This window comes from Ostreiculturibacter nitratireducens (assembly GCF_032670585.1).
Lineage (GTDB): Bacteria > Pseudomonadota > Alphaproteobacteria > Rhodobacterales > Rhodobacteraceae > Ostreiculturibacter > Ostreiculturibacter nitratireducens.
Genome location: NZ_JAVQHL010000005.1, coordinates 1 through 20,032 on the forward strand (window position 1 = coordinate 1; position 20,032 = coordinate 20,032).

Annotated in this window: 14 protein-coding genes, 1 tRNA gene and 2 pseudogenes; 7 read left to right on the plus strand and 10 right to left on the minus strand. The window is 63.7% G+C overall.

The window, feature by feature from the left end:
- From ABCN56_RS18695 to ABCN56_RS18720, 6 genes and pseudogenes are all read right to left on the minus strand, one after another.
- Positions 1–90 (minus strand): annotated as a pseudogene (locus ABCN56_RS18695) (IS6 family transposase); the annotation flags it as partial.
- Positions 91–655: 565 nt separating this feature from the next.
- Positions 656–1,561, minus strand: a complete 906-nt coding sequence (locus ABCN56_RS18700) for an alpha/beta fold hydrolase (RefSeq protein WP_343082362.1) — start codon at positions 1,559–1,561, stop codon at positions 656–658.
- Positions 1,558–2,502, minus strand: a complete 945-nt coding sequence (locus tag ABCN56_RS18705; protein WP_343082363.1) for an MBL fold metallo-hydrolase — start codon at positions 2,500–2,502, stop codon at positions 1,558–1,560. The genes ABCN56_RS18700 and ABCN56_RS18705 overlap by 4 nt, the downstream gene beginning before the upstream one ends.
- Positions 2,503–2,702: 200 nt before the next feature.
- Positions 2,703–4,346 carry an ABC transporter ATP-binding protein gene (locus ABCN56_RS18710; protein WP_343082364.1) on the minus strand — a complete coding sequence of 548 codons (1,644 nt, stop codon included), beginning with the start codon at positions 4,344–4,346 and terminating at the stop codon, positions 2,703–2,705.
- Between the two features lie 4 nt (positions 4,347–4,350).
- Complete coding sequence (locus tag ABCN56_RS18715) at positions 4,351–5,274, minus strand: ABC transporter permease (protein ID WP_343082365.1); 924 nt, start codon at positions 5,272–5,274, stop codon at positions 4,351–4,353.
- A gap of 10 nt (positions 5,275–5,284) precedes the next feature.
- The gene (locus ABCN56_RS18720; protein ID WP_343082366.1) at positions 5,285–6,238 is read right to left on the minus strand and encodes an ABC transporter permease; all 954 of its coding nucleotides are present in this window, start codon (positions 6,236–6,238) and stop codon (positions 5,285–5,287) included.
- 601 nt (positions 6,239–6,839) lie between these two features.
- Between ABCN56_RS18720 and ABCN56_RS18725 the strand changes: the two genes are divergently transcribed.
- The 4 genes from ABCN56_RS18725 to ABCN56_RS18740 all read left to right on the plus strand — a co-directional run bounded on the left by ABCN56_RS18725 (position 6,840) and on the right by ABCN56_RS18740 (position 12,180).
- The gene (locus tag ABCN56_RS18725; RefSeq protein ID WP_343082367.1) at positions 6,840–7,787 is read left to right on the plus strand and encodes a GlxA family transcriptional regulator; all 948 of its coding nucleotides are present in this window, start codon (positions 6,840–6,842) and stop codon (positions 7,785–7,787) included.
- 260 nt (positions 7,788–8,047) lie between these two features.
- Positions 8,048–8,830, plus strand: a complete 783-nt coding sequence (locus ABCN56_RS18730) for an HpcH/HpaI aldolase family protein (RefSeq protein ID WP_343082368.1) — start codon at positions 8,048–8,050, stop codon at positions 8,828–8,830.
- A 140-nt stretch (positions 8,831–8,970) separates the two neighbouring features.
- Positions 8,971–10,425, plus strand: a complete 1,455-nt coding sequence (betB, locus tag ABCN56_RS18735; RefSeq protein WP_343082428.1) for a betaine-aldehyde dehydrogenase — start codon at positions 8,971–8,973, stop codon at positions 10,423–10,425.
- Positions 10,426–10,458: 33 nt separating this feature from the next.
- Positions 10,459–12,180, plus strand: coding sequence for an IlvD/Edd family dehydratase (locus tag ABCN56_RS18740; protein WP_343082369.1), 1,722 nt, complete (start codon positions 10,459–10,461; stop codon positions 12,178–12,180).
- Between the two features lie 205 nt (positions 12,181–12,385).
- Here ABCN56_RS18740 and ABCN56_RS18745 read toward each other — a convergent pair whose 3' ends face one another.
- Positions 12,386–13,981 (minus strand): ABC transporter substrate-binding protein, encoded by a 1,596-nt coding sequence (locus tag ABCN56_RS18745; RefSeq protein WP_343082370.1) that lies wholly within the window; start codon positions 13,979–13,981, stop codon positions 12,386–12,388.
- A gap of 310 nt (positions 13,982–14,291) precedes the next feature.
- Here ABCN56_RS18745 and ABCN56_RS19710 point away from each other — a divergent pair.
- A pseudogene (locus ABCN56_RS19710) lies at positions 14,292–14,702 on the plus strand (phage major capsid protein); the annotation flags it as partial.
- A gap of 81 nt (positions 14,703–14,783) precedes the next feature.
- Here ABCN56_RS19710 and ABCN56_RS18750 read toward each other — a convergent pair.
- The gene (locus ABCN56_RS18750) at positions 14,784–15,494 is read right to left on the minus strand and encodes a DUF5681 domain-containing protein (protein WP_343082371.1); all 711 of its coding nucleotides are present in this window, start codon (positions 15,492–15,494) and stop codon (positions 14,784–14,786) included.
- Complete coding sequence (locus ABCN56_RS18755) at positions 15,491–16,801, minus strand: site-specific DNA-methyltransferase (protein ID WP_343082372.1); 1,311 nt, start codon at positions 16,799–16,801, stop codon at positions 15,491–15,493. The genes ABCN56_RS18750 and ABCN56_RS18755 overlap by 4 nt, the downstream gene beginning before the upstream one ends.
- A gap of 454 nt (positions 16,802–17,255) precedes the next feature.
- Between ABCN56_RS18755 and ABCN56_RS18760 the strand changes: the two genes are divergently transcribed.
- A complete protein-coding gene (locus ABCN56_RS18760) occupies positions 17,256–17,747 on the plus strand; it encodes a DUF2924 domain-containing protein (RefSeq protein ID WP_343082373.1) in 492 nt (163 codons plus the stop codon).
- Between the two features lie 195 nt (positions 17,748–17,942).
- A complete protein-coding gene (locus ABCN56_RS18765) occupies positions 17,943–19,400 on the plus strand; it encodes a recombinase family protein (protein WP_343082429.1) in 1,458 nt (485 codons plus the stop codon).
- A 378-nt stretch (positions 19,401–19,778) separates the two neighbouring features.
- On the opposite strand, the gene ABCN56_RS18770 is transcribed toward ABCN56_RS18765, so the two are convergent.
- Positions 19,779–19,868: transfer RNA gene (locus tag ABCN56_RS18770), tRNA-Ser, on the minus strand.
- Positions 19,869–20,032 lie beyond the last annotated feature (164 nt).

Below are 20,032 nucleotides of genomic sequence, written 5' to 3' on the forward strand. Positions count from 1 at the left end.
CGAGAGCGGGAACCGGACATACATCATCACCGCCAGGCGGATGATCTCGGGGCTGGTCTTGAACCACTTGAACGGGCTGGCTTTGGTCATGCCGAGACGCTACCGAGCCCCCTGCCCCGCCTCAAGCATGGTTTCTTTGACAGTACCCTGATGGCGAGTTTCTGAGCTGCAAATCTGCCGCTACTGCGCAGAAAACCCGAGAGAACTGGCGGGAAGCTAGGCGGCAGGCCGGCAGTCGAGGTGGAAAACGCAGCGGCGAAGTTCGGAAAAACAGAGGGTTAGCTGAAGCAATTGGTTCTGGAAACACGCAGCATAAGACAGGACAGGAAACGACAGGAGAGATAAGTCCTCTCCGCCTCACGGCGGAGAGGACTTATCTCTCCATGGCGAACTGGCCGACCGCGAGCGCGAGATTGCCCAGCGCCGTGAGGCTCAGAGGCTAGCGGCCGAGGCCGACGAGCCAGGTGACGCTTGGGTTAAGCCTACGCTCGCAGAACATCAGAGAAATGCGCTCGGACCGGGCCTGTCGGTCATCCACGAATAAACGAAACGTAAGCGCATGGAATTGCGCAGGCAAATGGCTCTCGGGATGTCAAACAGTGGTCAGCGGAGTTCCTGCACCTCTCCGCTCGGACTTGTATTAGGCTGCCCCGGCCTAGCTCTCTAACCGGCTGCGAGCGAGCTCGACGACAGCTTCCGTGACAATGCGAACTGCATCGCCCTCCAGGTCATGCCCCATACCCGGCACCTCCAGCAAGCGCGCCCCGCGAATGCGACGGGCCAGGTCGCGTCCGTGCAAGGGCGGAAAAATCGTGTCGTCCATGCCCTGCACAACGAGCGCAGGCCGGCGAACCTGAACCGGAAACGCATCACCAAGAAAAGCATGAAGAAGTGCCGCCGATTGCCGCGCCGCTCCGGCCGGGTCGTAGCAGCGATCGAAGCAGGCAGCCGCAAGAGCGCGCCTTTCGGCAACGTCGAACGGATAAGCCGGGCTCGCATAGAGGCGGTCGGTTTCGACCGAGGCATCTAGCAGAGCATCGCGATCGACCGGTGTGCCGGATGGACCGGCCGAAAATAGGAGGTCTTCGATGTTGGGGGGCAGCGGCCAAAGCTCGGAGGCCGCACTCGTGGACACCAGTAGCGAAACGCTCGTCACCCTCTCTGGGTATCTCGCCGCGAGCGCCTGCGCCACCAAGCCGCCCATCGAGCGCCCCACGATGTGGGCATTCTCGAGCCCCAGTGCGTCTAGCACGCCGGCAACGTCGTCTGCCATGTCGAGCACGGTGTAAGGCACGTCAGATGGCCCAAGGGTGGCAGCTGAACGCAGGCGTCGGAGATCGGGCACCCCAAGGTGCTTGAGCTTGGTACTGAGACCTGCATCGCGGTTGTCCATCGTGACAACGCGAAACCCCCGCAACGTCAGTGCCTCGACAAACCCGGACGACCAAGAAATCCGCTGCGATCCAAGGCCACACAGGAGAAGCATCGCCTCACCAGAGGGATCGCCGAAGCTTTCCGTATCAAACGTCAGGCCATTAGCATCGAGGGTCACGGCGGTCATGACGCAGCCTCCGGAAGACCGCCCGCTGTCCTTCCGCCGCCTGAAGCCAGGCCGTCAAAAACGCCAAAACCGCTGCAATATGGAATTTCAAGGGGCTCGCAGACGGGAAGGTCCCGCGCGAACCCGGCGAGAATGCCATCGATGTTCCCACGCGGAAACACCGGGCCAAGCCAGGCGTCGTGGTGACAGAAGATGACGCGTTTGAGTCCGAGGGCTCGGGCCTCCGAGACGAGAAACTCGTTGGTCGACCCTTGGGCCGCTTCGCCGTCGATATTTGGACGGCCGGACGTCGCAAGGATTCCGACGTCAGCCCGGATCCCGCGCATGATACCGCTCCAATGGCCGGGTGTATCTTTGAAGAACAGGCGCCCTTCCGGTGTCTGGACCACGAAACACAAGACCCCGCCATCACCGCGCCCGCCCTGATTGCTCAGATCCATGTGCGATCGAAGGTCCGCGCTGAACTCCGCAAGGCCCGCGATCGCATGCATCTCGGCTGCGCGGCGGTCAAAATAGTCGACATGCTGGTCGCCCAGACAGCAGAAATCGGGATCCTGATCGTTGTATCCAGCCCAAATACAGGAGTGCAGCGCAGGGTATACCTCGACCGACACATCCTTGGAGAGACGAAGGGTCTCGCCACCAGAGACCGGGAGCAGCTGCGCCTCGGGAACGCCTTGGGCCGCAAGGATGCGCACCGTTTCGTAGGATCCCACGACCCTCGCGCCAGTCCTTTTGGCGATACGCTCCGCCCCCCAGATGTGGTCGAAGTGGCTATGGCCGATCAGAATGGCGTCGCAGGCAGCAATCTGGTCGGCACGTGCGCCCGGCGGCCCCTCCGCGCCCGCGACACGGTCGACATAGGCATCTAGGAAGATGGTGATGGCGCCAGCCCTCAGCCGGAATGTGGCACATCCGTACCAGTCAAGTGTCGATCGCATTGCCAATCCTCTTGAGGGCCTGCTGCCGGCACGCGTCCGGCAGGAGATACGCAAGCGTGCCGCGGAATTCCCCCACAATCGGCGAGACACTCTTACGCGCAGCGGCTAACTGCCCGGCGCAAGGCATACGGCAAACAAAGCCGCGCTGGGGCGAGGCGGCACCCGCCGAGGTTCCGATAACCGTCGACGTGAGCATCGGCTCAACGCCCAGCGCGCGCCGCGCGTTCATTTAGAATCCGGGTGAGCCAGTCGGGATCCATTTCTGGGACTGACGATAGCAGGAGCTCCGTGTAGGGATCGTGCGGCGGCTGGAACATCTCGTCCTTCGGACCCTTCTCGACCACACGGCCATTCTGCATAACCACAACCTCGTCAGCGATGGCGCGTACTGTTGCGAGGTCATGAGTGATGAACATGTAGGCGAGGTCGAATTCGCCCTGCAGTCGGTCGAGCAGCTTCAGGATGCCCTCGGCCACAAGCTGATCCAAGGCCGAAGTCACCTCATCGCAAATGATGAACTGCGGCTCGGCCGCGAGTGCGCGGGCAATGCCGACGCGCTGCTTCTGGCCACCAGACAGCTCTGACGGGAGTCGGTCGATGTATTCGTCGGGTTCAAGCTCGATCAGGCGAAGTAGGTCTCGCGTGCGTTCGGTCAGCGCCCTACCCTTCAACCCAAGATACATCTGCGCTGGGCGCCCAATGAGCTCGCGCAGGCGCAGCTTGGGATTCAGCGCCGTGTCTGCCATTTGGTAGATCATCTGCGCTTGGCGCAACTGGTCCCGGCTGCGTCGCCGGTAGTCTGGCGGCAGGGACTCTCCGGCGAAAAGGACCTCGCCCTTGCGCGGCGGTAGGAGCCCGGTGATTACCCGCGCCGCGGTTGACTTGCCTGAGCCGCTTTCGCCAACAACGGCAACCGTTCGCCGCTTGTGGATGTCGAAACTGATGTCCTTCAGCACATCGACAGCGCCGTATCCTGCCGTTACATCCTTGATCGAGACGATAGGCACAGCGCCTGCGTTAGCCGGCGGACGGTTTGGGCGTGCGTAGCTGCGAACGGCCCAGAGGGTCTTGGTGTAATCCTCAGTAGGGCTTTCGAGCATTACGCGGGTGTCGGCCTCCTCGACCTCGCGCCCCCGGAGCAGAACCTTGATCCTGTCGGCCATCTGCGCCACCACGGCGAGGTCGTGCGTAATATAGATCGCAGCGGTGTCGAACTGGGCGACGATGTCGCGGATTGCCGCCAGCACCTCGATCTGGGTGGTCACGTCAAGGGCCGTCGTAGGCTCGTCGAAGATGATCAGATCGGGCCGGCATGACATGGCCATTGCCGTCATCGCCCGCTGGAGCTGCCCACCCGAGACCTGGTGAGGATAGCGAAAGCCGATCTCCTCTGGGTTTGGAAGCCGCATTCGCCGATAAAGCTCGATTGCATCTCGCTCTGCATCGGCACGGCTCATGACGCCGTGCTGAACGGGCATTTCGCAATATTGGTCGATGAGCTTGTGTGCGGGATTGAAGCTCGCCGCCGCCGATTGCGCGACATAGGCGATACGCCTGCCTCTAAGGGCGCGCTTCTCCGCTTCGGACGCCGTCATGAGGTCGATACCGTCGAAGTCAATCGCGCCACCAGAGATGCGGCAGCCGTCACGGGTGAAACCCATGGCAGCAAGACCGAGGGTCGATTTCCCGGCCCCCGACTCGCCGATCAGCCCGAGGACCTCACCCTTGTTGAGAGCGAGATCGACGCCCCTTATGATCGGCGACCATGTCTCACCGGACCGGCCTTCGATCTGGATATCGCGCATGGTCAGCAGGACTGGCTTGGCGTGCATGCGGTCATCCATCGCGTCACTCCTTCAACCCGCTAGCGCGGTAAAGCATCCAGTCCACGACGAAGTTGACCGCTACCGTCAGGAGGGCGATCGCGCCGGCAGGCAGAAGCGGCGTAATATCGCCAAAAGTGATCAGCGTAGCATTCTCGCGCACCATCGAGCCCCAGTCTGCCGTAGGCGGCTGGATGCCGACCCCGAGGAACGAGAGCGCAGAGATCGTCAGGAACACGAAGCAGAAGCGGAGCCCAAACTCCGCGACCAGAGGCGCCATAGCATTCGGGAGGATCTCCCGCGCTATAAGGCGCCAGAGCCCCTCGCCCCTTAACCTGGCGGCCTCGATGTAATCCATCACCACGATGTTCTGTGCGACCGAGCGCGCTAGCCGGAACACCCGCGTGGAATCGATTGTCGCGATCACCAGGACCAGGGTGACGACCGACGTTCCAAAGATGGTCAACAGGAGGAGAGAGAAGATCAGTGAAGGGATTGCCATCAGGATGTCGACCAGCCGGCTCAGCACCTGGTCGAGCCAACCGCCCACCGTTGCCGCGAGCAGCCCCAGTGATGCGCCCAGCGTGAAGGCCAGCGCGGTCGTGGCAAAGGCGATGCCGACCGTGTTGCGTGCTCCGTAGACCAGGCGTGTAAACATATCCCGGCCGAGGTTGTCGGTGCCGAGGAGATGCGTCGAATCCCAAGGCAGGAACTGTGCGCCTACCACCTCCCGCTCGGCGAACGGTGCGATCACCGGCGCAAAGACCGCAACGAGAACGTAGACAAGGATCACAAGCATGCCGAAGCCCGCAGTCAACGGAGCCGTCCTGAACACTCGCGCGGCCGACCCGCGCGCAACCTTGACTACGAGGCCGCGGAAGAGCCAGCCGGCTCCCATCGCGGTGGCGGCCACGACGGCAATCCAAAGCAAGGCGATCAGAATGTTCATGCCATTCACCTCACTTGCGATGTATGAGCCGCGGATTCGACAGCGTCGAAAGCACGTCGGCAAGCAGGTTGAGAAGCACGTAGGCAGTCGCGAAGATCAGCGAGACCGCCTGGACGACGGGGATGTCACGCTTCGACACGCTGTCGACCATGAGTTGGCCGAGGCCCGGATAGACGAACACCACCTCGACGAGCACGACGCCCGTGATCAGGTAGGCGAGGTTCAGGGCCACCACGGTAATGATCGGCGCAAGCGCGTTGGGCAATGCGTGAATCAGGATGACTCGCATCGGCTTCATGCCCTTGAGCCGCGCCATTTCGATGTAGGGCGAGGCCAAGAGATTGATGATCGCCGCCCGGGTCATCCTCATCATGTGCGCGGTGACGACAAGCGTCAGCGTGAGTGCGGGCAGGAACGCGCGGTAGAGGTAGTCACCGAAACTCGTTGTGGCATCGATGCGGGCCATCGATGGAAAGACGCCCGACTGCGCGAGGACGAAGATGAGGATGTAGGCCACGAAGAATTCTGGGAACGAGATCGAGGTTAACGCGAACGCATTGGTGCTCCGGTCGAAGACCGTGTTCCGGAACAGCGCCGCGAGGATCCCCAGAGCCAGTGAAAGCGGAACCGCGATTGCAGCGGCGTAGAGCGCAAGCGCGAGCGTGTTGCCCAGTCGCATCCCGATCAGTTCCGAGATAGGCCGTCGGCTGGCGAAGGAAGTACCGAAATCTCCCTGCAAGGCGCCCAAGAGCCAGTTCAGGTATCGGGTATGCGCCGGCAGATCGAGGCCAAGCTCGCGTCGGAACGCGGCTACCGTTTCCTCGGTCGCCGACTGCCCGAGAATGGCCTTGGCAAGATCCCCCGGCAGCATCTCGGTTGCCGAAAAGATGATGAGGGAAATGATGACGAGCGTCAGCAGTCCCAGACCGAGACGCTTTGCCACCATCGTCCAGACCAAGGACACGTCACTCTCCCATTTTCATCGCGAGCCGCATTGAGGACGGCAATGTTGGCCATTGACCGCGCGAACAGCGCGCAGGCGCGCGCTGCGGCCGTGGTGCGTGAGGATTTGCATGTTCGAAACTCGCGGATGCATGGGTATCTGCGGGCCCTCCTGGCCTTGTAACGCGTGTGCCGCGGGCCGTGGAATTGATGCGCCTCTCACCGGCCCGGAACGAACACCGGTCCTCGAAACAGCGTGCGCTTGCAGGCCCGTCAACGATGCCACCGCAGGCAAGCCTCGCCCGCTCGCAAATGCTAATCCACGCACCCGCCGCCACCTGCTCGGGAGAAATGGGGAGCAACCGCCCGGTCAGGCTCCTCACCGCCATCACTCCGAACACCGATCGGCTTTGGAAAATGCCCGATGCCTTTACCTTGTTCGCTATCTTCGCCCCCTAGACACGGCACGTCCAAACCGGTGGAGTCGCCGCCCCACGAACTCTCTGTCCACTAGGCCAGATCTCTAACCTTGGCCGGTGGAGCGGTCGCCTTCACAAACCATCTTGCGGGAATTTGCTCGGCAGCCTGTATTGATTTTCACCATAATTGCGTCATTATTCGGCATGGGCGCTCGCAGATATATCTTCTACCTGGCACCGAAGTTCTCGATGATGAGCGTGCTGTCGCTCACCGAGCCACTAAGGCAGGCCAACGAGATTTCTGGACAGCAACTCTACAATTATCACTTCGTATCCAATGCGGTCACCTGCGATGCCGTGAACGGCATGAGCGTCGCGACCGAAACGGAACTGCCGCTTGACCACAAGCTCGCCGGGGTAATCGTCTGCGCCTCGTATCAATACGACAAAGCCTACAACGAAAAGTTGGGGCACTGGCTGCGGTGGCTTGACAGGCACTCGGTGCAAATTGGCGTCACCGACGCAGGCATCTTCCCGGCTGCACGGTCCGGCATCTCTTGGACGGAACCAATGTGCGTGCACTGGCTTAGCCGACCGGCGCTCCGCGAACTCTATCCGCAACGCACAATCTCGGAACGGCTGTACGAATACGCGCCCAATCGATTTTCTTGCGCAGGCGCCACAGCCGGTCTTGATCTGATGCAACACATCATTGGCCTGCACCATGGCGATGGTTTCGCTGCACGGGTAGCCTCGCACCTGATGTTCGGCGGTGGCGTCACCCGGGAGCGGACGGCCCAGTCACCTCTGGCCGATTATGCCTCGCTGACGACCGATCAACAGGTGCGCCGGGTGCTGCAGCTCATGGAGCAGACCTCGGGCCACCGACAGAATATCCCAGCCATGGCGGAGTCGGTCGGCCTATCGCAGTCCCAGCTCAACCGGCGCTTCAAGCGCCTGTTCGGACAGACCGTCGCCCACGTCTATCAGGCGTGCCGACTACGCCGTGCTCATTCCCTGTTAAAATCCTGCAATCTGTCTGTCGAAGTCATTGCCTTCGAGTGCGGCTTTTCCAGCCGCTCGCAGTTTACCTCCGCTTTCAAATCCGAGTTCGGAGAGCCGCCGAGCGCCGTTCGGGGCGGCTGGAACTGAGCAGCCTGCCGAATTGGTGACCGCATTGACCTGCTCGCGTTTTACGACGAGCAAAAATCGCACGCTTTTGACAAAAAGAAATACAACCCCTGCAGACCCCATATGTACCATGGGCTCAAGGCTGAATTGTACGGGTGGCAAGGAAGACATCGAACGGTTCCCGACCCGAAGATCCAGCGCGACTTAAACAAAGGAGGACCGGCGGCGAGATCAAAGTGATTTCGCGGTCCGCGGCCCCTGCAATTGGACGAGAAGCTTGGATGACCCTCGCACTCGGTAAGCTTTTGAGATCGCGCCTAAAAAACGACCCTATGGTGATCGGGGCGTGGGTCGGAATTGCCCATCCAACCGTCATCGAGCTGATGGCGCGCGAGGGTTTCGGCTTCCTGCTTCTGGACGGCGAACATGCCCCGATTCGAACCAGTGCCCTCTGCACTCTCCTTCCGCCTGCTGAACTCTTCGGGACGCCGACGGTCTTCAGGGTGCCGTCGCAGTCCACAGCGGAGATGAAGGCCGCGCTGGATGCGGGGGTCAGCGGATTGATGGTGCCGATGGTCGAGAGCGCCGACCATGCCCGCGCCATCGTTTCGGCATGCAAATACATGCCGCTCGGCAGACGGGGCGTCGGCCCCTGGCGCGCTTCCGGTTACTATGATGATTTCGAAGCCTACCTGGCTGAAGCGAACGACGCGACAACGCTGATGCTACAGCTAGAGAGCGCGGCCGGGTTGGCCAATCTCGACGAAATCACCGCGGTTGAGGGGTACGATGTGCTCTTCGTCGGACCTGCAGACCTCGCAAGTTCGCTCGGGCTGCGCGTCGGAGAATTCGATGGCCCGATGGTTGACGTGCTTCGGCAAGTCGCCGAGAGGACCCAGCAGGCGGGCAAGATCCCGGCGATAGACGCTCCTTCCGTCTCAATGATCCCCCTGCTTTCTGAAATGGGCTACGCGCTCTTCACCATCGGATCTGATATCGGGTTCATCCAATCAGCAGGGCGAAGCCTGATCCGTGAAGTGCGGTCAATGCGGGCAGGAAAGTAAGATTCATAGAATTTGCGATCAGGGACAAGGGATTTGGCGGATGGGAGCACCGTTTGAACAGCAGCCGGCAAACTGCCGATATTCGCTGTGCCGGGCCGAGCCGAAAATCTGGCGAAAAGCAATGGGCGGCATCTGAGGCAATGAAATTCCAGCCCCCGGCCAGCCATTTCATCGACGGTGCGCATGTCGAGGACGCACGCGGCGCGACGATCGATGTGATCTATCCCGCGACGGGTGAAACCATCGCACGGCTTCACTCGGCAACGCCTGCAATCATCGAGAAGGCACTGGCATCGTCGAAGACAGCGCAGAAATCTTGGGCTGCGATGAGCGGCGCTGAGCGCGGCCGGGTCCTGCGCCGCGCGGCTGACATAATGCGCGAGCGCAACCGGGAACTCTCGGTCATCGAAACACATGATACCGGAAAGCCCATCCAGGAAACCACGATCGCCGACGCGGCGTCCGGGGCTGATGCGTTCGAGTACTTCGGAGGGATTGCGGCAAGCTTGACCGGGCAGCACATACCCCTGGCCGGTGGCGACTTTGCCTATACAATCCGCGAGCCGCTCGGCGTCTGTGTGGGCATTGGGGCCTGGAACTACCCCACCCAGATCGCTTGCTGGAAGGGCGCACCGGCGCTGGCGAGCGGCAATACCATGGTGTTCAAGCCATCGGAAACAACGCCACTGTCAGCCCTGAAAGTCGCCGAAATCCTGATCGAGGCCGGCGCTCCGAAAGGGGCCTACAACGTCGTGCAGGGCTATGGTGATGTGGGCGCTGCGCTGGTTGCAGACCCCCGCGTGGCAAAAGTCTCGCTGACCGGTTCATTATCAACTGGGCGTCGGGTTTACGCGGCAGCGGCGGACGGCATGAAGCACGTCACCATGGAGTTGGGTGGCAAGTCGCCCCTTATCGTGTTCGATGACGCCGACCTCGAGAATGCGGTCTCGGGCGCGATACTCGGCAACTTCTACTCTTCCGGTCAGGTCTGCTCGAACGGAACCCGTGTTTTCGTGCAGAATGGAATCAAGGCGGCCTTCCTGAAACGCCTCGCCGAGCGGCTTTCGAGGGTGAAGGTGGGCGACCCTATGGATCCGGAGGTCAGCTTCGGACCAGTAGTCAGCGCGCGGCAGATGGAGATCGTACAAGGTTTCGTCGCCAAGGGTCTAGCCGAGGGAGCGCGGTTGATCCACGGCGGCGTACGTCTTGACCGGCCCGGCTATTACCTACAGCCGACAGTCTTCGCAGAAGTGACTGACGAGATGACAATAGCTCGTGAGGAAATCTTTGGGCCGGTCATGTCGGTCCTCGATTTCGCTACCGAGGAGGAAGTGATGGCACGAGCCAACGCAACCGAGTTCGGCCTAGCAGCCGGCGTTTTCACCCGGGATCTGATCCGCGCGCATCGTGTCGCCGCCGGGTTCGAGGCAGGCACCTGCTATGTCAACACCTACAATGTGGCTCCCGTCGAGGCCCCGTTCGGCGGATCGAAGATGTCTGGCATCGGACGAGAGAATTCGACGCTGGCACTCGACCACTACACCCAGATGAAGACCGTTTACGTTTCGATGACCGGTGCCCGGGCGCCGTACTGATTTCGCGGCTTCGCGTCTATGGAAAGGCGAAACATGAGCAAGAAACGACTGCGCTCGCGCGAGTGGTACGAAGGTGCGAATGCCGATGCTTTCATGCATCGAAGCTGGATGCGCAACCTCGGCTTTCCCGCAGACATGTTCGATGGCCGTCCCGTCATCGGCATCTGCAACACCTGGTCCGAACTGGTGTCGTGCAATGGCCACCTCGACCGGCTTGCGGAATTCGTCAAGCGCGGTGTCTACGAGGCCGGCGGGCTCCCGATCGAATTCCACGTGACGCCGCTGCCCGAAGCCAACCTGCGGCCCAGTGCGATGCTTCTGCGAAACCTTGTCAGCATGGATGTCGAGGAAACCATTCGCGGCAATCCATTCGACGGCGTGGTGCTTCTGGCAGGCTGCGACAAGACCACCCCGGCCTTGCTGATGGGCGCCGCCAGCTGCGACTTGCCGACGATTCTTGTTTCGGGCGGCCCCATGTTGAGCGGAAACGTCCGAGGCCAGACCGTCGGCTCAGGGACCAGTGTCTGGCGCTTGAGCGAGAGTGTTAAGGGTGGGCAGATCACTCTTGACGAGTTCATGGACGCCGAGGCCGGCCTCACGCGCTCGGTTGGCAGCTGCAACACCATGGGCACAGCTTCGACCATGGCTCTTCTTTCCGAAGCCATGGGCATCGCTCTGCCCGAGAACGGCGCCATACCGGCCGTAGATGGGCGGCGCTTCGCCTTGGGGCAACTTTCTGGGAGACGCATTGTCGAGCTGGTCCGCGAAGATCTGCCCCTTTCCACCTTCCTTAACCGGCGCTCGTTCGAGAACGCCGTGCGCGTGAATGCTGCGATTGGAGGCTCCACGAACGCGGTGATCCACCTACAGGCGATTGCGGGCCGGCTGGGTTTCGACTTCGCGCTCGATGACTGGGACTGCCTTGGTTCGGGCGTGCCCACACTGGTCGACGTGATGCCGACAGGAAGATTCCTGATGGAAGAGTTCTTCAATGCGGGCGGGCTACCCGCGCTACTCCGCACACTCTGCGAAAACGGAGTGATTGACGGTGACGCGCCAACCTGCAATGGGCGCACGATCCGCGAGAACTGCTTGTCAGCGCAGAACTTCAACGAAGACGTTATCCGCCCACTGGACAATCCTGTCGTAAACGACGGCAGCATTGTCGTCTTGCGCGGTAATCTCGTGCCGGGAGGGGCCGTCCTGAAGCGTTGCGCGGCATCCCCGGCCTTGATGCAGCACCGCGGTCGCGTGGTCGTGTTCGACAGTCTGGAAGACTACGAGCGCCGGATCCTCGACCCCGAGCTCGAGATCGACGAGACCTGCATCATGGTGCTCCGGAATTGCGGTCCGAAGGGCTACCCCGGTATGCCCGAGGTTGGCAACATGGGCCTTCCGCCCAAGATACTGGCACGCGGCATCACCGATATGATCCGGATCTCAGACGCACGGATGAGCGGTACGGCTTATGGCACCATTCTGCTGCACGCAGCTCCCGAAGCCGCAGCAGGCGGACCGATCGGACTGGTGCAAACCGGCGATTTCATCGAGGTCGACGTGCAGAACCGGCGGCTAAGCCTTGATGTATCTGAGGACGAGCTGGAACGGCGGCGCCGCGTCACCACTCCGAAGCTGCCCGAGGTCAACGCTTTCCAGCGCGTCCACGTCGACCATGTACTTCAGGCTGATCGCGGCTGCGACTTCGAGTTTCTCGTGGGACACCGGACCGCGGGCATACCAGCAAAGTCCCACTAGGCCATCGCCCGCACCCCTGAGCGTCAGGCTAGTCGAGACAAATGGACAAGCTCAGGCCCGTGAGCCCCGCGCCTGTTTCGGGCTGAACGCACATTCCTAACCGCCACCTGGATCGGGCCACCAAAAAATAGAGAGGCGCTATTCAGCGCCTCTCCTCGTTTTGGGCGCGCGGGCGATGACAGCCCAGCGCGCCACTCCGTTCAGATCACGCGAACCACCAGCGTTCGGTAATCCTGCCGCCGTCGAACGGCTGGTTGTTGGCGATCTTGCCGCCATTCACTACCTGGTCACTGGTCGCGATGATGAGGTTGGTAAACAGCGGAATAATCGCGCCCCCGTCATCGCGGAGAAGCCGCTGCATCTCACCGTACATTTCTCTTCGTTTTGAAGGATCGATCTCCGATCTCGCTTCGCGCAGCAGCATGTCGAAACGCTCGTTCTTCCAGTAGGTCTCATTCCAAGGCGCGCTGCCGTCATAGGTCAGCGAGAACACCCAATCTTCTGTGGGGCGACCCGACCAATAGCTGACGCACCAAGGTTTCTTCATCCAGATATCGTCCCAGTAGGCGTCGGCAGGAACCCGGTCCACCGTCAGGTTGATCCCTGCTTTTGCAGCCTGCTCCGAGTAAAGGACGCAGGCGTCGACAGCACCAGAAAAGGCTGCGTCGGACACGCTGATCGTGACGTCCAGAGTGTCGTATCCCGCCTTTTTGAGGTGGAACTTCGCCTTGTCCGGGTCGTAGACGCGCTGCTCGATTGACGAATCGAAATAAGGGTTAGTCGGCGCGACGGGATGATCATTCCCAACCCGTCCGTGGCCGCGCAGGATCTTCTCCAGCAACTCCTCGCGATCGATCGCGTTCTTGAGGGCTAGGCGTACGTCCACGTTGTCAAATGGCGCAACGTTCACATGCATCGGCATTGTGTAATGGGTTGTGCTGGGCGTCTCGTGGATCGTAATGCCAGAAACCCGCGCAAGGAGGTCGATCGTATTCAGATCAACGCGATTGATCGCGTGGACTTCCCCGGTACGCAGCGCGGTCGTCCGCGCGGCGCTGTCATTGATGGCGATGAGTTCCACCGCATCGAAATGCCCCCGGCCCTGCTTCCAGTAGTTGGGGTTCCGGGTCAGCTTTGCAGAAACGCCCGGTTCGAAGCTCTCGAGAATATACGGACCGGTGCCTATTTTTGCCTGCCAGTCGAGCGTGCCATCGGCAGCTGCCGGCATGATTGCCGCGTTCCGGTCTAGGAAGAACCACGGGAAGTCCGCATTGCCCTGCACAAGGGTTATCGCGACGGTATGCGGGTCGACGATCCTGATGTCCTCGATGCTCTCCATCAGGTTCTTGATCGCAGATTTGCTCTGCTCACCCATGTGATGCCTGATGGAGGCGACCACATCCGTGGCATCGAGGCTCTTGCCGTTGTGGAACTCGACCCCCTTGCGCAGGTTGAAGAGCCACTCCCTTGCCCCGGGCTTGGCTTCCCAAGATTCGGCCAGTTCCCCGATTAGTTGCCCATCGGGCGTCACTTCGGTCAGGCAGTTGCAATAGCTGTAAAGAAGCACCTGCGAAAACTCGTTGGGGGCGAACGCCGGGTCGGTCGTATCCGTGGTCGAAGCATCCGCGAGGCCCAGCTTGAAAGTTCCGCCTCTCTTCGGGGTTGTCGCTCCCGCTGCTGTCGGAAAGAGCATCGGCGACGCGCCCGCAGCAACGCTCAGCAGTGCGGCACGCTCGAAGAATTGTCGGCGAGAGATGCGTCCTTGATTGAACAGCAGCTCTAGCTCATTGAGTTTAGACATCTATTTCTCCCTTCGTGATAGAGCTGCGCCACCTAAGACCTTCGCAGATGGCGATGTCTTGATCCTGTTTTCAGGACTTTCGCTTTCCCCGCGCCAAAAAGCCGCCACGACGCTTCGTGGGCCCCTGAGGCGCGTTGACGCCACAAGAAGTCGTAGTCATCCCATCACTCCATCAATCTCTTGGCGCGCCCAGATCGTACCGTTGCCCCGGCGCCGGAGCGTCTCTCTTTTTTCAAAAGAAGTGCTCTTTTTGGCCGCCGAGCGCATTGCCTCCGTTCCCAACCCGAGCGGCCTTCACTCTTGGTGCCTCATGCGGGTTAGGACCCTCGTGACAACCCCGCTGGCCGACCTTGATGCCTCGCTTGCGCCTGACAGCAAGGCGTTGCTCTACATCCCCACGGCGGTGGCAGGGGACTTCCCGGCCGACCAGCTGGGCTCGCCGCCCGGTGACCCGGTGGGGGTGCTCTCGGATGCGATCTACGCCCTCAAGGCGCAGTACCGGGCGAACGGGCGGTGGCTGATGAACTCGACCACGGCCAAGGTGATCGCCAAGTGGCGCGACGCAGACGGGCGGGCGCTCTGGCAGCCGGGCATGGCGCTGGGCCAGCCGGTGACGCTCCTGGGCTTCCCGGTGGAGCTGGACGAGGCGATGCCCGACATCGGGACCAACGCGCACCCGGTCCTGTTCGGTGACTTCTCGCGAGGCTACCTGATCGTGGATGCGGGCGGGCTTCCTCCTCAGGCACAACCGGTCCCCCCGCGCAACCACTGCGCATTCGCGCTCCCCCGTCCCGGCTCGCCTTCACGCCGGCAGCAACCGTTCGAGCCTGCGGAGCGCCTTTCGCACCGCTTCGATGCCCTTCTCGAGTTCCGCGACCTCCTCGGGATCACCCTCGGTCTCGAGCGCGGTCCTGAACTCCTCGATGCGCCCGAGCAGGAACTGGCGCAGCCGCAGCAGCCTGTCGAATTCGGCCTTCTCTTCCGGCGTCCAGGGCCCGACGAACTTAACGCTGTCCGCGCGCGGGTCGACCACGACCTGGTCGGGATGCGGCACCGGCTCGGGCAGGTCGGTGATCCCGAGCGCCTCGCGGCGGCGGAGTTCCGCCTCCCAGTGGAGCTTGTAGCCGATCATCGTCTCGACCCAGCGCTCGTGGACGTGCCGGTCGGCGGCTTCGACCGACGCGACGAGCTCGGCAAACAGCCGTTGCGCGCGGTGCTGCCCCCTGGCGGCGTTGACCGCGATCGAGCGCATCACTGCCTGTGCCATCGGGATCATGACGGAGCGGTCACCGTCCCGGAGCGGGATCGTCCGGTAGGCCTCCTTGCGGATGATCTCCTTCAGCCGCTCCCCGCGCAGGTCCCGCTGCCTGTTCTTCGCCCCCTTCGGGCGGCCGTTCGGGTTTCCGGACTGCCCGGGCTTGAACCGCGTCTCAACGGGCGGCTTCGCGTAGCCGACCTCGTAGCCCGGCCGGGCCTTCAGCGCCTTCCCGAGTTTCCGGTCCCGCTTGCTCATTCCGTCGCCTCCTTCGCGTCGCGGCAGTCCCGGGGCCAGCCGCAGACGACCTGCACGGCCTCGTCCCCGGCATGGGCCTCCCAGCGGGCGAGGATCCGGTCGCAGTAGACCGGGTCGATCTCGCAGAGGTAGCCGCGCCGCCCGGTCTTTTCGGCCGCGATCAGCGTCGAGCCGGACCCGCCGAAGAGGTCGAGGACGATCTCGCCCCGCCCCGAGACGTCCCGGATCGCGTCCGCGATCATCTGCACCGGCTTCACCGTCGGATGCAGCGCGAGGTCCTCCATCCGCCCGGAGCGCAACGTGTTGACACCCCGGTATTCCCAGACGTTGGTCCGGTACCGCCCGTGCTGGCCGAGTTCGAACGTGTTCACATGCGGGGCCTCGCCCACCCTGAAGGCGAAGACCAGTTCGTGGCGCGAGCGGTAGAAGCTGCCCATGCCGCCGTTGTCCTTGACCCAGACGACGAGGTTCTTCAGTTCCGCGTAGACCTCCTTCCCCGCCGCCAGCATCTCGGCCAGATGGCGCCAGTCCATGCACAGGAAGTGGATCGCGCCGTCGAGGCTCGCCTCCGCCATGTTCCGGAAGGCCGCCACGAGGAACTCGGTGAACTCCGCCTCCGTCATCTCGCCCGCGGCCATGGCGAACTCCCGGTGCCGGGTCCGGCCGGAGTTGCCGGCATGGCCCTCGATCGCCACGTTGTAGGGCGGGTCCGAGAACGCCATCCGCGCCCGCTCGCCGTCCATGAGCAACGTGACAGCGTCCGGATCGCGGGCGTCGCCGCAGACGAGCCGGTGCCGGCCGAGTTGCCAGGCATCGCCCGGCCGGACCCGCCGCGGGGCATCGGTGACCGGGCGGTCATCCTCCGGGTCGCCCGGCTCCTCGGGCGCCCTGCCCTCGACCAGGCCGTCGATCTCGGCGATCGAGAAGCCCGTGACGCCGAGATCGAAGTCGAGATCGAGCAGGGAGAGCGCCTCCAGCTCCTCCGCGAGCAGGTCCTCGTCCCAGCCGGCATTCAGCGCCAGCTTGTTGTCGGCAAGCACGTAGGCCCGCTTTTCCTCCGGCGTCATGTGTTCGAGCCGCACGCAGGGCACGGTCGCGAGCCCCAGCATCCTCGCGGCCTCGACGCGACCGTGGCCCGCGAGGATCCTGTTCTCCCGGTCGATCAGGACGGGGTTGGTGAAGCCGAAGGTCCGGATGCTCTCCGCGATCTGCCGCAGCTGCTTTTTCGAATGCGTCCGCGCGTTGGTCTTCCAGGGCTCGAGATCGCCCGGGGCGATCGGCTCGATGTTCAACGTGGTCGTTTTCATGTTCGTGTCCCCCGCCCGGGCACACCGCCGGGCGGCGCTGCGCGAGCCATTCGGTTTGCACCCTCGGGTGCAGTGATGATCGATGGATGCCGCTGTTGCGGGCTTCACGGACGCGTCCCGACCGGGGGGCCGCGGCACGAAGGCGGCGACGTGCCCTCTCGGGATGGTCCCTTCGGAACGCCCGGGATCAGGGTCAGGCCTCTTCGACGATCGCCTTACTTCGGGGTCCGGGTCCAGGCGGCAGCGCTCTTACGCGGAACCGCCTTCGGGAAGAACATAGCTGGAACAACGCTGGCTAATCAAGCTTCCCGCCATTCCGACCGCCAGCGCCTTCCCGCCACTGGACTTCGCGCGTCGGACGAGCGTATCTGGCGCCATGCCCGGATCCCCCGCCGGGCTCTCTCCGGTACCGGGCGCCGGTCCTTCCACGGGCGCCGCCAGGAGGAGAGAAACCATGACCACGCCCCCGAAGACCGCCCGCAAGACCAGGTCCGTACGACTGCCCGGGCTCCCGGCGAAGCCGCGGGGCACGGGCAGCGTGATGGAGGTCGCGGATATCGAAGCCATGGACCGGGAGGCACTCTTGGCCGCCTGGATGGAGATTATCGGAAGCCCGGTCCCGAAGGGTCTCAGCCGGCCCTTCCTCCGGCGTTTCCTCGCCTTCGAACTGCAGGCCCGGCGTCACGGCGGCCTGCCCAGCGGGTTCGGGGCAAAACTGCGGAAGGCAGCCTCCGGCGAGACCCGCCCGAAGGCCCCCGCCCTTCGCCCCGGCGGCAGGCTGGTCCGGGAGTGGAACGGGACGACACATGTCGTCGAGGTGACCGGAACAGGGTTCGTTTGGCAGGGCACCCAGTACCGCTCGCTCTCGGCCATCGCCCGCGCGATCACCGGTGCGCGATGGTCCGGGCCCCGGTTCTTCGGCCTCGCCGGGGAGCGATCGCCGTGACGAAGCCCCACATCCGCGCCGCGATCTACACGCGGAAGTCCTCGGACGAGGGGCTCGAGCAGGAGTTCAACTCGCTCGATGCCCAGCACGAGGCCTGCGCCGCCTACGTCGTGAGCCAGCGGCACGAGGGCTGGACCCTCGTCCGCGCGCTACGACGACGGCGGGATCTCGGGCGGCACGCTCGAGCGCCCGGCGCTGAGGCGCCTCCTCGCCGAGATCGAAGCGGGCCGCGTCGACATGGTCGTGGTCTACAAGATCGACCGGCTGACCCGGTCGCTCGCCGACTTCGCGAGGCTCGTCGAACGCCTCGAGGCGGCAGGCTGCTCCTTCGTCTCGGTCACCCAGGCCTTCAACACCTCCTCCTCGATGGGCCGGCTCACCCTCAACGTGCTCCTCTCCTTTGCCCAGTTCGAGCGCGAGGTCACCGCCGAGCGGATCCGCGACAAGATCGCCGCCTCGAAGAAGAAGGGGCTCTGGATGGGCGGCCTCGCGCCGCTCGGCTACGATCCGCATCCCGACCGGACGCGCCGGGAACTCGTGGTGAACGAAGCGGAGGCCGGGACCGTTCGGCGGCTCTTCGCGCTCTACCTCGAGCACGGTTGCCTGAACGCCACCGCCCGCGCCGCCGGGAAGCTCGGGCTCCGCTCGAAGCGGCGCGTCTTCGCGAACGGGCGGCAGCAGGGCGGCGGCGCCTTCAGCCGTGGCCAGGTCCACAAGATCCTGACGAACCCGGTCTACCTCGGCCAGGTCCGGCACAAGGACCGGCTCTGGCCCGGCACCCATCCCGCGATCCTCTCGCAGGACACCTGGGACGGGGTCCAGGCGAGGCTGCAGGCCGCCAGCGCGATCCGCCGCGGCGGCGGGCGCGCGCCGGCGACGGCCTCCCCGCTCAAGGGCCTCTTCCGGGACGAGACCGGGGACCTCCTGACACCGACCCACACCCGGCGGAGGGACCGGCGCCTCTGCTACTACGTCTCGAACCGGCTGGTCTCGGGCGGGCCCGATCCCTCCGCCTGGCGGCTTCCCGCCCCCGCCTTCGAATCCGCGGTGGCGAAGATCCTCGCCGAGCATCTCGATCGCCGCGCCGCGGAGCACGCGGTACTGGCCGGAACGGACATCGCGGCGGCCCTGGCGACCAGGGAAAGGGCCCGGGCGCTCGCGTCCCGTCTCGGCACCGAGGGGGCCAGGGCCGCCGCGCCGCTCATCGCCTCCGGGCGCATCGCGCGCGGGACGATCGCCCTCGATCTCGACCGGGAGGCCCTCGCCGAGGCGCTGGGATGCGGACAAGGCGACCTCGACCCGCGCCTCCTCGTCCTCGGGGCCCCCTTCACCTGCCGCCGCCGCGGCGTCGAGACGAAGATCGTGGCGGGCGACACCCTGCCACGGCCCGATCCCGTCCTGGTCCGTGCCCTCGCCGAGGCCCATCGCTGGGCCGCCGCGCTCCGTTCGGGGACGCCCCTCGGCGCGGTCGCCCTTGCCGAGGGCCACGCGGAGTCCCACGTCCGCACCCGCACCCGGCTCGCCTTCCTCGCCCCGCGGATCCAGGCCGCGATCCTCGCGGGCACCCTGCCCGCGGACGTCACCCTGAAATCCCTCCTCCGGGGTCCCATGCCCCTTGACTGGGATACCCAGCTGCGCCGCTGCGGCCTCTGAGCACGCGGTCGCGGCCTTCCCTGTTCCGGGCGGCGGGAGTCCCTGTTCCGGGCCGGCTCCTTCCCTGTTATCCGCGCGGGAATTCCCTGTTAGCAAGGAACAGGGAAATGCACCCTAACCCACGGGCGAGTCGCGAGAATCCGGGGGTGCTCTGGCCAGCGAGGCGCCAAAAGCGCGGCAATTCCCTGTAAATTCCCTGTTCTTCTCGACGGGCGCGGAAAACCGAACCCCGCGCATCGCCCTGCGGAGACGAAGGGCCATGACGACGGCAAGGGCTGGTGGAAGAGGCGTCTCTGTTGGAGCGCAGCCGCGCTAACCCCCGGAAACACGGGAGAAAGTCTCCCGGAAACGGGTGGAGCCAGTGGAGACAGGGGTGGCTGGCGGAGAGAGAGGGATTCGAACCCTCGAGACGGTTTCCCGCCTACACACTTTCCAGGCGTGCGCCTTCGACCACTCGGCCACCTCTCCGTGCGGGGCTCTTTACACGTGGGCCCCGGTCTTGTGCAAGGGGCAGCTTGCGGAAAGCTGACACGGCAGTTGGTGCCGAATTCCGACACGCATTGGCGATGCGGGAAGTGGAACGAGGACCGGCGTTGCGCGTGACCGTCAATGGCTGCAACGCGGGAGGCTTG